Source organism: Pantoea sp. BL1, from assembly GCF_000963985.1.
Taxonomy (GTDB): Bacteria; Pseudomonadota; Gammaproteobacteria; order Enterobacterales; family Enterobacteriaceae; genus Pantoea; species Pantoea rwandensis_B.
The window spans coordinates 13,662-26,886 of the sequence record NZ_JZRH01000012.1; the positions used below are offsets into that span (position 1 = coordinate 13,662).

General features: G+C 51.1%; 19 protein-coding genes. 10 read left to right on the plus strand and 9 right to left on the minus strand.

Annotated elements, in window-relative coordinates; all coding sequences use genetic code 11:
• Positions 1-178: 178 nt before the first annotated feature.
• A complete protein-coding gene (locus VH86_RS07535; RefSeq protein WP_034829871.1) occupies positions 179-532 on the plus strand; it encodes a DUF1428 domain-containing protein in 354 nt (117 codons plus the stop codon).
• Between the two features lie 56 nt (positions 533-588).
• Here the strand turns inward: VH86_RS07535 and VH86_RS07540 are convergent, their stop codons facing one another.
• Positions 589-978 carry a VOC family protein gene (locus VH86_RS07540; protein ID WP_231647159.1) on the minus strand — a complete coding sequence of 130 codons (390 nt, stop codon included), beginning with the start codon at positions 976-978 and terminating at the stop codon, positions 589-591.
• 232 nt (positions 979-1,210) lie between these two features.
• On the opposite strand from VH86_RS07540, the gene VH86_RS07545 reads away from it, so the two are divergent.
• Both VH86_RS07545 and VH86_RS07550 read left to right on the plus strand, forming a co-directional pair.
• Positions 1,211-1,852: a LysE family translocator gene (locus VH86_RS07545; protein WP_045815658.1), complete on the plus strand. Its 642-nt coding sequence runs from the start codon at positions 1,211-1,213 to the stop codon at positions 1,850-1,852.
• Between the two features lie 118 nt (positions 1,853-1,970).
• On the plus strand, positions 1,971-2,834 hold the full coding sequence (locus VH86_RS07550) for a substrate-binding domain-containing protein (protein WP_045815657.1): 864 nt from the start codon (positions 1,971-1,973) through the stop codon (positions 2,832-2,834).
• A 35-nt stretch (positions 2,835-2,869) separates the two neighbouring features.
• Here the strand turns inward: VH86_RS07550 and VH86_RS07555 are convergent, their stop codons facing one another.
• Both VH86_RS07555 and VH86_RS07560 read right to left on the minus strand, forming a co-directional pair.
• On the minus strand, positions 2,870-3,412 hold the full coding sequence (locus VH86_RS07555) for a YbhB/YbcL family Raf kinase inhibitor-like protein (RefSeq protein ID WP_045832437.1): 543 nt from the start codon (positions 3,410-3,412) through the stop codon (positions 2,870-2,872).
• 57 nt (positions 3,413-3,469) lie between these two features.
• Entirely contained in the window at positions 3,470-5,011 is a 1,542-nt protein-coding gene (locus VH86_RS07560; protein WP_045832438.1) for an MFS transporter, read from the minus strand.
• Between the two features lie 178 nt (positions 5,012-5,189).
• Between VH86_RS07560 and VH86_RS07565 the strand changes: the two genes are divergently transcribed.
• Positions 5,190-6,062: a LysR substrate-binding domain-containing protein gene (locus VH86_RS07565; RefSeq protein ID WP_045832439.1), complete on the plus strand. Its 873-nt coding sequence runs from the start codon at positions 5,190-5,192 to the stop codon at positions 6,060-6,062.
• On the opposite strand, the gene VH86_RS07570 is transcribed toward VH86_RS07565, so the two are convergent.
• Both VH86_RS07570 and VH86_RS07575 read right to left on the minus strand, forming a co-directional pair.
• Positions 6,063-6,239, minus strand: coding sequence for a DUF1289 domain-containing protein (locus VH86_RS07570; RefSeq protein WP_034829866.1), 177 nt, complete (start codon positions 6,237-6,239; stop codon positions 6,063-6,065).
• 12 nt (positions 6,240-6,251) lie between these two features.
• Complete coding sequence (locus VH86_RS07575; protein ID WP_045832440.1) at positions 6,252-7,097, minus strand: nickel/cobalt efflux protein RcnA; 846 nt, start codon at positions 7,095-7,097, stop codon at positions 6,252-6,254.
• Positions 7,098-7,212: 115 nt separating this feature from the next.
• Between VH86_RS07575 and VH86_RS07580 the strand changes: the two genes are divergently transcribed.
• The 3 genes from VH86_RS07580 to VH86_RS07590 all read left to right on the plus strand — a co-directional run bounded on the left by VH86_RS07580 (position 7,213) and on the right by VH86_RS07590 (position 9,388).
• Positions 7,213-7,488, plus strand: coding sequence for a metal/formaldehyde-sensitive transcriptional repressor (locus VH86_RS07580; RefSeq protein ID WP_039332333.1), 276 nt, complete (start codon positions 7,213-7,215; stop codon positions 7,486-7,488).
• A gap of 9 nt (positions 7,489-7,497) precedes the next feature.
• On the plus strand, positions 7,498-7,848 hold the full coding sequence (locus VH86_RS07585; RefSeq protein ID WP_045832441.1) for a DUF3147 family protein: 351 nt from the start codon (positions 7,498-7,500) through the stop codon (positions 7,846-7,848).
• 112 nt (positions 7,849-7,960) lie between these two features.
• Positions 7,961-9,388 (plus strand): trehalose-6-phosphate synthase, encoded by a 1,428-nt coding sequence (locus tag VH86_RS07590; protein WP_045832442.1) that lies wholly within the window; start codon positions 7,961-7,963, stop codon positions 9,386-9,388.
• A 33-nt stretch (positions 9,389-9,421) separates the two neighbouring features.
• Here the strand turns inward: VH86_RS07590 and VH86_RS07595 are convergent, their stop codons facing one another.
• The gene (locus VH86_RS07595; RefSeq protein ID WP_045832443.1) at positions 9,422-9,958 is read right to left on the minus strand and encodes a cysteine hydrolase family protein; all 537 of its coding nucleotides are present in this window, start codon (positions 9,956-9,958) and stop codon (positions 9,422-9,424) included.
• Positions 9,959-10,250: 292 nt separating this feature from the next.
• Between VH86_RS07595 and VH86_RS07600 the strand changes: the two genes are divergently transcribed.
• The gene (locus tag VH86_RS07600; RefSeq protein ID WP_045815650.1) at positions 10,251-10,541 is read left to right on the plus strand and encodes a chorismate mutase; all 291 of its coding nucleotides are present in this window, start codon (positions 10,251-10,253) and stop codon (positions 10,539-10,541) included.
• A gap of 92 nt (positions 10,542-10,633) precedes the next feature.
• Here VH86_RS07600 and VH86_RS07605 read toward each other — a convergent pair whose 3' ends face one another.
• Positions 10,634-10,924, minus strand: a complete 291-nt coding sequence (locus VH86_RS07605; protein WP_045815649.1) for a hypothetical protein — start codon at positions 10,922-10,924, stop codon at positions 10,634-10,636.
• A gap of 125 nt (positions 10,925-11,049) precedes the next feature.
• Positions 11,050-11,295, minus strand: a complete 246-nt coding sequence (gene ycgZ / locus VH86_RS07610; protein WP_045815648.1) for a regulatory protein YcgZ — start codon at positions 11,293-11,295, stop codon at positions 11,050-11,052.
• A gap of 280 nt (positions 11,296-11,575) precedes the next feature.
• Between ycgZ and VH86_RS07615 the strand changes: the two genes are divergently transcribed.
• Both VH86_RS07615 and VH86_RS07620 read left to right on the plus strand, forming a co-directional pair.
• Entirely contained in the window at positions 11,576-11,959 is a 384-nt protein-coding gene (locus VH86_RS07615; RefSeq protein ID WP_045832444.1) for a type II toxin-antitoxin system RelE/ParE family toxin, read from the plus strand.
• Positions 11,952-12,278, plus strand: a complete 327-nt coding sequence (locus tag VH86_RS07620; RefSeq protein ID WP_045815646.1) for a DNA-binding transcriptional regulator — start codon at positions 11,952-11,954, stop codon at positions 12,276-12,278. The genes VH86_RS07615 and VH86_RS07620 overlap by 8 nt, the downstream gene beginning before the upstream one ends.
• A 92-nt stretch (positions 12,279-12,370) precedes the next feature.
• On the opposite strand, the gene VH86_RS07625 is transcribed toward VH86_RS07620, so the two are convergent.
• Positions 12,371-13,207 carry an oxidoreductase gene (locus VH86_RS07625; RefSeq protein ID WP_045832445.1) on the minus strand — a complete coding sequence of 279 codons (837 nt, stop codon included), beginning with the start codon at positions 13,205-13,207 and terminating at the stop codon, positions 12,371-12,373.
• Positions 13,208-13,225: the final 18 nt, after the last annotated feature.

A 13,225-nucleotide genomic window follows, 5' to 3' on the forward strand; every position in this document is an offset into this window, starting at 1 on the left:
AACTATCCTGATGGCGTAACTATCGAGGTGCACAGTGTAACGCAATTTCAGCCGCAGGCAGGAATCTGCGAGGCAACACGCAGTTTCAGTGCTGCAGTTGCTCATGAATTGCACATCATTTGTACACTTTACTCTGCGGCCAGTGTCGGCCGTGTACAGCACGACGGAGGAATAGCCTATGTCGTACGTAGATGGTTTTGTCGTTGCGGTGCCTGAAGTCAATAAAGAGGATTACCGCGCCATGGCGGCCAAAGCAGCGCCGCTGTTTAAAGAGTTTGGTGCCACACGCATCGTGGAGTGCTGGGCAGATGATGTACCTGAAGGCAAGCTCACGGATTTTTATAGGTCGGTGAAAGCGGAAGAGGGTGAGACAGTGGTGTTCAGCTGGATTGAATATCCCTCACGTGAAGTGCGTGATGCGGCCAATCAGAAAATGATGTCCGATCCGCGAATGAAAGAAATGGGCGAAAACATGCCTTTTGATGGCAAAAGAATGATTTACGGCGGTTTCTCGATTCTACTCGAAGAGTAATGCGCAGGGCGCGTTGGCGCCCTGCGCATTTCTGTCACGGTCAGGCATGCGAGAGTTTACGGCCACTGCTGACACTGTATGACGGTCCGATAACCATCGTGATCTTGATACGTTTTTCCGTTTTGATCCCAATATGGGTTGAATGATTCAATCTGTACAAATCCCGCCAATACCATTTGCTGGCATGTTTGCTGCCACCTATCACGCTCGGGTAAATACAGCACCAACAGATCTTCTGATGAGGGTGAAGGGATGACCGGATGCGAAGAGCATTGTGTGAATTCCAGATGCCAGGGCAGATCTGCTTTTCCCAGCATCACGCCATTGAAGCCTTGGTGGTCTTCAAAGGCGCCAATCACATCCAGTTCCAATCCTGATTGATAAAGTTCACGACTGCGCTCCAGTTGTGAAACCGGTCGCGCTACGCGTAGGGTAAGTGTTGCCACAAGTTGATCTCCATAACGATTGTGATTAGTCCTGTCACTCATACTGTAGCGGCGACAAAAGAGTGATGGCGCAATGCGTGCGCATTGTGTAATTACGTGGCTAAATCGTCGATTTAAATGATGGAAGTCTGGGAAATGACCTTCATCACATCATAATCAAATGAAATAGGCTTCTGTTTGGATCGCAAGATTATAATCAGTACAATAAATACCAAATCAACAAGGAGTTAGCATGCTGGATATCATTCATTTCCCCCTGTTTCTCGTTTCGGTATTCCTTTTGTGTATCACGCCGGGCCCGGACCTCGCGTATGTGGTCGGGCAAAGCGTGGCCAATGGGCGACGGAGCGGCGTGATATCTGCGAGCGGTGTGGCGCTCGGCAGCTGTACTCATGCGTTGGCCAGTGCAATAGGCTTAACGGCGTTAATTACCGCCTCGCCGATGTTATTTACAGTGATTAAATATATTGGGGCTGCTTATCTTATTTATTTAGGTAGCAAGATGGTGTGGGAAACGTTTATCACCAAACCACAGGAATGTAGCTCACAGAATCAGGTGCCACGCTCCAATACGCGTAATCTTTTAGTACGCGGTTTTATTACCTCTATCACTAATCCCAAAGTGTTATTGTTTTTCATTTCTTTCTTCCCGCAATTCGTGGTGGTAGATGGTCACTATCATGCGAGTTCCTTCCTGCTGTTGGGACTGACATACGCGGTGATTGGGCTGATCACTGATGTGACGTTTGCCCTGCTGGCGGGCGGTGCTGCGAGTGCAGTATCGCGCAACATTACCCTACAAAAGCTGTTAGATCGTATCGTCGGTATGACATTCATAGGCCTGGGAATTCGCCTGGCCCTGACCCGACGTTAAAATTCAGAAGAGACAGCAAGTCTGATGATTGGCGATAGCGACTTAATCGGGTAACGTGAAGTGTCTTACGTTACCTACAAAATAATGACCGCACGCTAAGTTGCAGGAGGGCTCGTTCATGGCCGTTAATCGCAATATCATCGGCATCGTCAGCGATGAATTCACCAACCCCAATACCGTCACGATGCTGAATGAAATGACGCGCCAGTTAAATGCGCGTGGTTTAGTGACGCTGTTGCTGAATGTTGATTCAGCAGAAAACTATCAACGTATGTTGCAGAATGCCGCATCTCTGCCGCTGGCGGGGTTGGTGTTTCTGACATCCCTGTTTGAGGATGAATTGCATACCGCAGCAAAACTACTGCCTGACGTGGCGACGGTGCATTTAAGCCAGAGCCGTGAAGCAGGTGCTGAGGTCGTGATGGCTGATGGTTTCGATGCGGGCGCCGAGATGGGGTTATTGTTACTGTCTCAAGGACATCAGCGCTTTGGTTTTATGCACAGCCAGCAGCACGCCGATCCCGCGCGTCAAATGTCAGGCCTGGTGTCCAGTCTCGAGGCAGAACACAAAACGCTGAACATTCAGCTGGTGGCCGGGGCTAACGATCGTGAACTGGCTTATCAGGCCATGATGGCCTACCTGAAGAAAACCCGTGCAGCGGAGCGCATTAATGCACTGTTCTGCGAAAGTGATGTGCTGGCCTTTGGTGCATTGCAGGCAGTGCGCGATTTTGGCCAGGGCGCACATGTGGCGGTCGTAGGCTTTGACGATGTGGATGAAGCGCGCGCCTCAACCTGGCATCTGACCAGTTGGGCACAGCGTCGTGATTTACTGGTCAACGAAGCACTGAATCGCTTACTGGAAAACCGTGCTGATACAGGCAACGCCTGGCAGCAGGGTGAGTTGCAGGTGCGCCACTCCCATCACGGTAAATATGTGCCGGGTGAAATGTCGCAGTGCGGTTGTGCGATTCGACACTAATTTTATTGGGTCGCCACGCGGGCGACCCGCTGCAATCAATTCCCTAAACGCCCGACCAGGCTTGCAGAACCCAGCGCGTGACCTTTCAATTTTGCGACTAACTCATTGTGACTGAGCCCTGCGGGTAAACTGCCTTTCGCAAGATCGGTCGCCACCAGCACAAAGTTGTAGTGGTGATAGCCCGCGCCCGCGGGCGGACAGGGGCCATAATAGCTTTGGGTGCCGGGCGTATTAGTGCCATAGCTAAAGTCTCCCCCTTTGCTTAACTCACCCTGCTGAAATTTATTACGCGTAGCATCAATGTTGTATGCCAGCATATGCGTCACTCCCATGCCTTTGGCACCAGCCGGATCGGTCAGCAGTAGCACATAACTTTGGGTGCCGATGGGCGGGTTGGCCCAGTTCAGTGCGGGCGACAGGTTTTCGCCGCTGCAGGAGAGATTGTTCTTATCATTGCCACCCAATGCTTTCTTCATCACGCCGTTATCGGCAAAGTCTGCTGACTTAAGCGAAAACGCCGCCGCATGGGCAAACAGTGGCAGGCTGCTTAAGCAGAGTAGGGTGATTAACTTCTTCATTATTGCTCCTCAACAAGGACGGGTTATGCGTGCGACAGTCGATCCCACGCGTGAAAATTAGCGCTGGGCTAGCGTCTTTGGCTGACGCGAACTGCGCGCCGAATAGAGCACGACGATGGCGGAAAACAGGGCAAATGCGGCAGCACACAACAACATGCTGGCAAATCCATCGGCGTAGCTGGTAATGATGAGTGGGTGTAACGAGACCTGATGAACGGCGTCATACATTGCCAGTGCATGGCTGAAATCACCGGCGATAACCCGTGCGCTAAAACCGGGTAGAAGGGGCAACTGCGCGTGTAGCATGGCTGATTGTAAATGCCACTGTGTGCTGGCCGCCAGAATCGCGCCCAGCGTGGCAAATCCTAACAAAATGCCGGAAAAACGGGCTGTGGTGCTGATACCCGATGCCATTCCTGCTTGTTGCGGAGGCACGGTTGCCATAATCGCCTTTTGGGTTTCGCCATTGAGCAGCCCACCGCCGCTGCCGAGTATGGCCATACCCGCCAGGCTCAGCAGCAAATGGTGATGGAATACGGCAGTCGCAATCACCATGTTGCCAAAGGAAACAGTGACCAGACCAAGCGCCAGTAAAGTGGCGGCATGCAGGCGTTTGCCGAGCCAGCGCGCCACAACAGGAAACAGCAGCATTGCCAAAGCGAAAGGCAGCATACCCACCCCGGCCATTAACGGCGTCATTTCCTCAACATTCTGTAATAACAGCGGCAGCAATGAGGTCATCACTTGCGCGGTGGCAGCGTAAGCAAACATCGCTAATACTGCGCCAATAAAGGGGAACGAGCGGAAAAGTTGCAGATTCAACATCGGCCTGCTTTTGCCACTTTCTACGCGAATAAACAGGCCAAACCACAACGCGCTGAGACACAATCTGCCCACCACCTCACGGCTCACCCAACCATGTTGCGGCGCTAATATTAATGCCCAGGTCAAACAGAACATGCCTGCAATAAAGAGCGCGATGCCGGGTAAATCGAGTTTACCCGCGTGTTCATGCCTGGATTCCTCAATGTGGCGGGTGACGGCCAGCATTAGCAGGGCACAAATGGGAATATTGACAAAAAATGTCCAGCGCCAGCCAAGCAACGAACTGATCATGCCGCCAGCCAACGGTGCCAGCACCATGGTCAATCCCATCACACCGCCCCAAATCGCCCATGCCCGGTTACGAGCCTGACTATCACGAAAGCTGTGCGCGATAATTGCCAGCGCTGGCGCCAGCAGAAATGCGGAGCCCATACCTTGAACCGCACGGGCAATATTGAGTGCTAAAACGCTGGTCGCCATGCCACAGGCGAGTGAGGCCAGCGCAAACAGTAAGATGCCGCCGAGGAAGAGACGGCGCCGGCCAAATTTGTCTGCCAGCGACCCAGCCGGCAAAAGAAGTGAAGAAAAGCTCAGCACGTAAGCGCCAATAACCCATTCCATGTCTGCAAAAGAAGCATGCAGACCTTTAGCGATGGTCGGCAACATGACGCCAACGATATTGGTGTCGATTACCGTCAATGCGCACCCGGTTGAGGCGACGAGTAAAACACGATTCAGATGGCGATGGTCGAGCGCGATGGTAGCAGTGGACATCTTTTCTCCCGCGAGCAAGGTGGTGAATGCACTACAGCTTGAATCCATCAATGAAGTCATTCAATAAACCGCACTGGAGTTATTGTTAGGTAAAACCTAACAACATTTTTATTGATGGAGTTTTGATTTCAGGTAATGATCGACAGGCTCATCACCCAAGATAAGTAGGAGTTAAAACGTGGAATTGCGCCATCTACGCTATTTTCTGGAATTGGCAAAAACGCTGCATTATGGCGTGGCGGCAGAGAATCTTAATATATCCACGCCGACGCTGTCGGTGCAGATTAATCAATTGGAAGAAGAGTTAGGTGCGCCGTTATTTTACCGTACTCAACGTAAAGTCGAGTTGACGCAGATTGGCGAAATTTTCCAACAGGAGGCGCACGAGACGCTACAACATGCGGAACAGGCCAAAGCCCGAGTGCGCAGTGCCGCACGCTGCGAACGCGGCTATATCCGCGTGGGCTATGTGGCATCCGCACTATTATCAGGCATTTTAACCCGGTTATTGACGTGCTTTAGCGCCAGCGCGCCTGATATCTCAATCAATGCACGTGAATCAGTCATGGATACCCTGGCCACTCAGGTCAGTGAACGTACTATTGATGTTGCCTTTGTGCGCGGTCCTGTGCCGTTGCCTGCCGATGTCGGATACATTGAAGTCGAGCAAGATCATTTCGCATTGGCGCTGCCGGATAATCACCCGTTGGTTGCGCAGGAACAACCCATCGAACCTGCGCAACTTAAAGGGGAAACCTTTATTTTGCCCGAACAAGTGTCTGGCACCGTTACCTTTGCCCAGCGTGGTGGTTTTATTCTTAGCCGTAGCTGGTCGGCGGGCAGTTTAAATGAAGTGCTGGCAAATATCGCTTTAGGTAACGGTGTCGCGGTAATACCGGCTATTCTTGTAACCCAATTAAAATTAACGGGCATCACTTATCGCGAAATACCCGGTGCCGTTATTCCTTCATCCATCTGGTTCTTATATCGTAAACGCGAACGGACTCCCGCAGTGAATAAGTTGGTGCGCATGGTTGAACGAATCGCCTGACTATTTTATTTGCAACGTCGCAACGCGATCTTTCAATGCGCGCTCAATCGCCTTGCGGTGATAGGGTGACATTTTCCGCCACTCCTGTGCCTCTTTACGCGTACGGCCGCAGGCACGACACCAGCCATTTTTTCCTTCAAAAATACAGACATCAGTACAAGGCGATTTTACAGACATGGAAATAATTCCTTATTGGGTGAGGCCACTGTAGCCATGGAACATCATATAGACGCCCACGATGGCAATGAGGGCTCCTGAGAAGTAAGGCGCGCGGCGTGCAATATTGGCGAAACCTTTCCATCGACGGGATACATGCCGAACACTAAGCGCCGCACCTACGCCGACGGTAACCAGCGTAAGCGCCAGGCCGATGCTGAAGCAGACCACCAGCGCCGCACCAAGACTGAACTGCTTAACCTGCAGACAGAGAAGGAGGACCGTGATCGCTGCGGGGCAGGGAATGAGTCCCCCCGTCAGACCGAAGAGAAGAATGTGCAGATTGCTTATTTCACGGCCATCAAAGCGTCGGCGGATGTCTTCCGCGTGCGCGCGCTCGTGTGCATCCTGATATTCTTGAGAACCTTCCGCGAACCTGGCCAATTCGCCATGATGTCCATGTTCATGATGATGCCCGTGCTCATGATGATGCCCATGCGTTTGGTCATGATCGTGGTGCTGATGCCACGCTTGTGCTTCAGACCAGGTACGCCAGATCATCCAGACGGCTGTTGCAATGATAATGAGACCCGAGATCAACTGCAGCCAGGGTTCGGCAGCTTCGGCGGTAAACTGCCGACTGATATACATCCCGCCCATCGCAATCAGCCATACCACCGCAGTGTGGGAAAATGTGGCTGCCAGACCCAGCATCACCGCCTGGCGAACACTGCCACGGATGGCGACGATAAATGCCGCCATCATCGTCTTAGAGTGGCCCGGCTCCAGTCCGTGCAACGCCCCAAGCAAGATGGCGCTGGGGATAAACAGCAACGCGCTAGACGTGCCCTGGCTAAGCAGGGCAGCGAAATCATTCATGGTGTGCATCTCGTGTCGTGATAAGTTGAAAGCGGCATTGCAGTGCCGTAAAATCAAAAAATTCAAAGAAAATATACTATACCCCAGTATACATTAAGATCAACAGGAGCCGAGAATGGGCCATACACTCAAGCATCAGAAAAGCCTGTTAACCCGCGTACGTCGTATTAAAGGGCAGGCAGCTTCGCTCGAGACCGCACTGGAATCAGGTGAGGAGTGCCTAAAAGTGTTGCAGCAGGTAGCAGCGGTACGCGGGGCAGTTAATGGTCTGATGGCAGAACTGCTGGAGGGGCATATCAAAGAGCACCTGATGAATGAATCTGCCACTGAAGCGGAGCGCAGTCAGGATTTGGAAGAGATTGTCAGCGTTATTCGTTCATATCTGAAGTAGGAGCAAACCATGCTGTGGCTCATCGTAAAATACGCTATCACGGCGGGCATGGTGGTGCTGATTTCTGAAGTGGCGAAACGCAGTGACCGTCTCGGAGGGTTGATTGCGGCGCTGCCATTAGTGACGGTATTGGTGCTGATCTGGATGAAGCTGGAAGGTCAGAGCCAGGCAAAGATCGCCAGCCACGCCTGGTATACCTTCTGGTACGTGGTGCCAACCCTGCCGATGTTTGTCGCCTTTCCATTTCTCTATCAGCGCTGGGGATTTTGGCCCACGCTGGTGGCGAGTTGCCTGTTAACTATCGTGCTTTTTGTCCTGTGGGCAACGTTGCTAAAGCGCTTTGGCATACAGTTGATGTAGTCTGATTTTTCCTGATTTTTTATGCCTGTTCCCGTTTTCTTTACGCCTTTTTTATATGGCGAGCGGTTTAATCAGAGCATCGCCGGATGCCAGGGCATAATCAGGAGAGAGTATGAGCGGCCTCATTCTCGTATCACACAATCAGCATCAATCATCGACGCTCGCTTCTATTTACGATCGCATCCTGACGCGGCGTGGCGGATTGTGGATCAGTTGGGACGGTAAAAAAGCACCGCCGACTTCGGAAATCACCCGTGGTCTGTCATTCCGACATGGCAACGATTACGACACACTCAGCTTCCCATTAACGCGTAGTGAACGGGAAGAGGGGTATCAGGGGTATGTCCATCAGGGGTTATGGCCGGTATTCCATCAACGGCCCGACCTCGCGCATTTCACACCACAAAGCATGCACAGCTATCGCCAGCTCAATGAGGTGTATGCACGTGCTATCGCGGAATATGCGATGCCTGATGATGCGATCTGGATTCAGGATTACCATTTTATCCCCGTGGCAAAAATGCTGCGCGATGCCGGGTTAACCCAGCGCATTGGCCTGTTTTTCCACCAACCGTTTCCGTCGGGGCAGATGTTTGAAGCGATCCCCGACTGGCGCTGGCTGGTGGAATCGCTGTTATGCTGCGATGTGCTGGGATTTCAGACCGCGCAGGATATGAATAACTTCCTGTTGTGGATTGAAAGCGAGTTCCGCGCAGAACGCATGGGTAAAAGCCTGTTTCGTATTCATGGTCGTCTGATTTCGACCGGTGTCTTCCCGGTTGGCATCGATTTGAATGATGTGCTGGCGCTGCAGGAGAGCAACAGCTGCCAGTTTATGGAGCAGCAGTGTCGGGAGCGACTGCCGGAAAATAGCATTCTCAGTGGCGGCCATCTTGATGACAGCGCTGGCTTACCTTATCGCATCAGTGCTATCGAAGTGTTGTTGCGTCAACACAGTCATTATGTGGGTAACGTCATGCTGTTGCAGTTGGCTTCATCCGCCAGCGGTCATGCGCACCGTCAACAGGAAATCAGCCACGATCTTGAAAATATCTGCGGGGAAGTCAATGGCGTACACGGGATGCTCAACTGGTATCCCGTTAGCTATCTTAACCATCACTACAGCCGCGAAGAGTTAGCCGGAGTGTACCGTGCGTCGCGCGTGGCGTTGGTGACGCCACTCATGGCAGGGATGAGTTTAATGGCAAAAATGTACGCCGCACTGCAAGACCCTGCGAATCCCGGCGTGTTGATCCTTTCACAATTTGCGGGTGCCGCCGAGCATATGGACGGCGCACTGATCGTTAACCCCTACGATCCGGATGCCATTGCCGATGCGATCCATACCGCCCTAAAATTACCGCTCAGAGAACGACAAAACCGGCATGCGCGGCTGATGAAAAACATCCATCTGTATGATTGTCATTGGTGGGCAGATCGCTTTATCTCGCGCTTAATGAATGAGGAGGGAGAATCCAGCACCCAGTTTTATCAAAGTATTGTGCCCGGTGCAGGATTCAGCGTGCGGGCGCGCTACTGAGGTCAGGGCGCGGTATTGACCGCGCCCAAACATTTAAAATAGTGCGTCAGCCGTTGCCGCCAGTTGGGCAAACGGACCCGATAGCGTTTGGTTGTGATGGGCAATGATCTGGGATGCGCTAATCTGCCCGTTGTCTGTCGTGCTATGTGCATCGCTGATTAATACCACGCGAAAGCCTAAATCCGCCGCTGCCCGACAAGTCGTATCCACGCAATATTCTGTTTTCATACCACAAATCACCAATTCTTCAATTCCGGCAAGTTGTAGCGAAGCCAAAAGCGTCGTGCCACGGAAACAGTTGGGGTAGCGCTTCACAAACACACCATCCGACCCGGCATCTATCGCCAACTGTGGAATAAGCTGTGTGAGCGGACTGCTCTCGGCAAGAGGTGATCCCTCCGGTCCGGTATGGCGGGCAGCAAAGATCGGGGCTTTTGCGTCGCGTGCTCGGGCAATCAACGTGTTGATATTGTTCAGCAGAGTTTCAGCGGCAAATGGCTGCTGCGGCGCAAAAAACAAGCCGTGCTGCATATCGACAATCAATAGCGCTTTTTTACCTGGGGATGTCATGGTGTGTCTCCTTTCACTGGGTGATGAACGGAGACGATCCCCGTCCATTGGCTGACGGGTTGAGGATTCTGTACGCTTACGTTTTCGCTATAGATACACTCACGCCGCCGACGAATGCGGTGGTGGTGGTCACTGTGGTCAACGTAATGAACCAAGGCATCATCGGCTCGCGGCAGATTGGGGAATAAATCTGACGTTAGCACAACATCGTACAAAATCCCTGCGGTTTTTATCTGCTGAAAGAAAAAGGCGCTAAAGTTCGCGATAACCCATTTATAAAGGAAAAATCTTGATGGAATTTGACTCTATTGATGCAGTTCGTGAAGAAATTGATCAATTGGATCATCAACTGGTGGCTCTGATTGCTCGGCGTGGAGAGTGTGTTAAGGCCGCTGCACAGTTTAAACAAGACCGTGCAGCGGTGCGCGCCCCCGACCGTGTCCAACAGGTGATTGATAAAGTAAGAGGTCAGGCAAAAGCGCAGGGGTTATCCGAGGAAATTATTGAGCAGGTTTACCGTGCGATGATTGCAGCCTTTATCGATTATGAGCTACAACAGCATCGTTGTTTGCAGGAAAAGTGAGCCGCCGCAGCAAAAGAAAAGGCTGGAATGGATAACCATTGCAGCCTTGAGTAACGTGAATTGATTAACACGTTGAGGCCCTGAGGCCTTTTTTAATGTTGTGTGTCTTTGCCCGTATTATCGCGATTGCGAAAAATGTGTGTGACGTTGTTAGTATCTTTTAGCGTGACGCCTTCGGTGTTGGATGATTGCATGTTGTTCATCACTTCTGCCATGGCGCGCTGCAGTGCTTTTTGGCGGGTTGAATTAGATTCCATTGACGCCATAAAACGCAGCTTATCCAACAGGGCGCTATTGGTGACGGGCCCCGCTTTTTGCAACAGTTGCAACACGGCATCGCCCATGACGATATCTGTTAATCTTTCATCATCACTTCTGTTCATACACGTTCTCTGTTGACCGCAACAGACCTGCGACAGGTAACAAAGTGGATTCAGTCTAACGTGAAATGACCTATGAGGCGGAAGCCACTTTGTCCGATGTCAGGTCGGTGCGCATGTTCTCAGGGTTATCGTTCGGAGGTAAACATCAGGCCAATAAGCTGTTGCAAATGCAGTTCTTCTTCCGGGCTATTGGCTTGCTCCAGCCGGCAAATAAGCTTGGTGCACAATGTCTTGCGGCTCAGCGAACGTCCTGATCGCAGTATCTCCACCACTATTTTCCCCAAGGTTTCCTGCTGAGAAGGCAGAGAGGCTTCATTAAAGTAACGTGTAATCGCATCCAACGTTGATGAGAGGTTTTTATCCTGACGCATGGTTCCATCCTCCAGGTTAACTAATGAGCACAAGGCCCAATAAAGTTATACAAAGAAAAGCCTGTTGTACAGGAATATGGCCAAACATTAGGAAGGCTGTTTTTGCGAAAAGTGCTAGTCCATTAATTACAGATGCTTATATAAAAGTCGCAGTTTTGAGCATCATGAAAAATCATTTTTGCTAAAAACACGGTGTTGAGTGAAGGTGTGATACTCAGTATCATAGTTTTTGTATGTGGGGACAAGGAGCGTCCTAATCGAATCACAGTAAGGAGACGTCATGGCAATTTATGTGTTAAAGCCATTCGATAGAAACACGAAAACTGAGGGTCTTGACGACGGCAGGTTATGCACTGCAGCGTCAGAGGTTATTGCGGGCCAGTATGAAGCTAATCTGGGCGGTGGGGTATATAAGAAACGCATTCCTTTGGGCAAAGGTAAAAGTAGCGGAGCAAGAGCTGTCATAGCTTTCAAAATGGGTAAACACCTCTTTTTCGTTAACGGTTATGCTAAATCAACCGTGAAAAGCACAACGCGAGAAATGGCAGAATCTGATCTCATACTTTATAAGCAGCTTGCTAAAGAGTTGTTCAATCTCACTGCAGATCAGGCAACGCAGGCTATCAATATGGGGAAAATGCGAGAGGTAAAATGTGATGGTTAATCACCTCAAGGATCTTCAAGAAATCGCGCATGATTTTAATGAAATTGGCGCGGTCTCCGATGAGCTAAAAGAAAAAATCGACTCAAGGGTAAGATTGCGTGAGTTACGTGCGGCACTTCCTGTTCTGCCTATGATGTCAGGTCAAGCGATTAGGCAACTGCGTGAGCGTTTGGGGCTGAGCCAAGCCATGCTGGCTGCTTGCGTTGGAATGTCAGTAGCAACGGTGATCAAATGGGAACGCGAAGAAAAAAAACCTAACGGTGCTGCGATCCGTTTACTTAACATCATGGATCGTAAAGGTCTAAGTGTTCTTCAGTGATAATGAAGCCCCTTCATCATGGGGCTTCATTGTTTCACGTGCGCCAACTTTATTTTCTGGCCCACCCGCTGTCTTTTATGCTGACAATACCGCTACTCCCCATCGGTAGAACGTGTCAGCGCCTCCCACGCTTCAATTTCTGCACGCATCGCCGCCAGTTTATCCTGGACTAGCTTCAATGCATCGCTACCCAGCAGCAAATGCGCAGGTGGGTTATCGCTTTCAATGATAGCCAGCATCGCGCGGGCGGCTTTTTGTGGGTCGCCTAACTGCTTACCACTTTTCTCCTCGCGTGCCTGACGAATAGGATCGAAGAGCGCGTCATAATCGCTGATGCTGCGTGCGCTGCGCACCATGGAACGGCCAGCCCAATCAGTACGGAATGAGCCCGGAGCAACAGCGGTGACATGAATATTGAAGGGCGCAAGTTCTTTACTCAGGGTTTCTGAAATACCTTCCAGCGCAAACTTACTGCCACAGTAATAGCTAATGCCTGGCATGGTGATAAATCCGCCCATCGACGTGATGTTAAGGATATGCCCACGACGGCGTTTGCGCATGAAAGGCAATACCGCTTTGGTTATCGCCACGGCACCGAACACATTGACGTCGAACTGGCGGCGCATTTCCTCCAGTGAAGACTCCTCCATAATTCCTTCGTGTCCATAACCCGCGTTGTTCACCAGAACATCAATCGGACCTTGCTGGTCCTCAATGTCAGCAATAAGCGCATCAATAGCGGTGAAATGGGTGACATCCAATTCAAAAGCCAGCGCGTTTTGCCCATGAAGCTCTTCAAACGCCGCTTTTGCTTCGGCATTTCTCACTGTACCGATCACACGATAGCCGTTTACTAAGGCCTCCTGCGCCAGTGCTCGGCCAAATCCGCTGCTGACACCGGTAATCAAAAGGGTTTTAGAAGGTGACATCGTTTTCTCCCGACATGA

Coding starts and splice junctions, on each gene's coding strand:
- VH86_RS07535 (WP_034829871.1), top strand. CDS start 179: ATGTCGTACGTAGATGGTTTTGTCGTTGCGGTGCCTGAAGTCAATAAA.
- VH86_RS07545 (WP_045815658.1), top strand. CDS start 1,211: ATGCTGGATATCATTCATTTCCCCCTGTTTCTCGTTTCGGTATTCCTT.
- VH86_RS07550 (WP_045815657.1), top strand. CDS start 1,971: ATGGCCGTTAATCGCAATATCATCGGCATCGTCAGCGATGAATTCACC.
- VH86_RS07555 (WP_045832437.1), bottom strand. CDS start 3,412: ATGAAGAAGTTAATCACCCTACTCTGCTTAAGCAGCCTGCCACTGTTT.
- VH86_RS07560 (WP_045832438.1), bottom strand. CDS start 5,011: ATGTCCACTGCTACCATCGCGCTCGACCATCGCCATCTGAATCGTGTT.
- VH86_RS07570 (WP_034829866.1), bottom strand. CDS start 6,239: ATGTCTGTAAAATCGCCTTGTACTGATGTCTGTATTTTTGAAGGAAAA.
- VH86_RS07575 (WP_045832440.1), bottom strand. CDS start 7,097: ATGAATGATTTCGCTGCCCTGCTTAGCCAGGGCACGTCTAGCGCGTTG.
- VH86_RS07580 (WP_039332333.1), top strand. CDS start 7,213: ATGGGCCATACACTCAAGCATCAGAAAAGCCTGTTAACCCGCGTACGT.
- VH86_RS07585 (WP_045832441.1), top strand. CDS start 7,498: ATGCTGTGGCTCATCGTAAAATACGCTATCACGGCGGGCATGGTGGTG.
- VH86_RS07590 (WP_045832442.1), top strand. CDS start 7,961: ATGAGCGGCCTCATTCTCGTATCACACAATCAGCATCAATCATCGACG.
- VH86_RS07595 (WP_045832443.1), bottom strand. CDS start 9,958: ATGACATCCCCAGGTAAAAAAGCGCTATTGATTGTCGATATGCAGCAC.
- VH86_RS07600 (WP_045815650.1), top strand. CDS start 10,251: ATGGAATTTGACTCTATTGATGCAGTTCGTGAAGAAATTGATCAATTG.
- VH86_RS07605 (WP_045815649.1), bottom strand. CDS start 10,924: ATGAACAGAAGTGATGATGAAAGATTAACAGATATCGTCATGGGCGAT.
- ycgZ (WP_045815648.1), bottom strand. CDS start 11,295: ATGCGTCAGGATAAAAACCTCTCATCAACGTTGGATGCGATTACACGT.
- VH86_RS07615 (WP_045832444.1), top strand. CDS start 11,576: ATGGCAATTTATGTGTTAAAGCCATTCGATAGAAACACGAAAACTGAG.
- VH86_RS07620 (WP_045815646.1), top strand. CDS start 11,952: ATGGTTAATCACCTCAAGGATCTTCAAGAAATCGCGCATGATTTTAAT.
- VH86_RS07625 (WP_045832445.1), bottom strand. CDS start 13,207: ATGTCACCTTCTAAAACCCTTTTGATTACCGGTGTCAGCAGCGGATTT.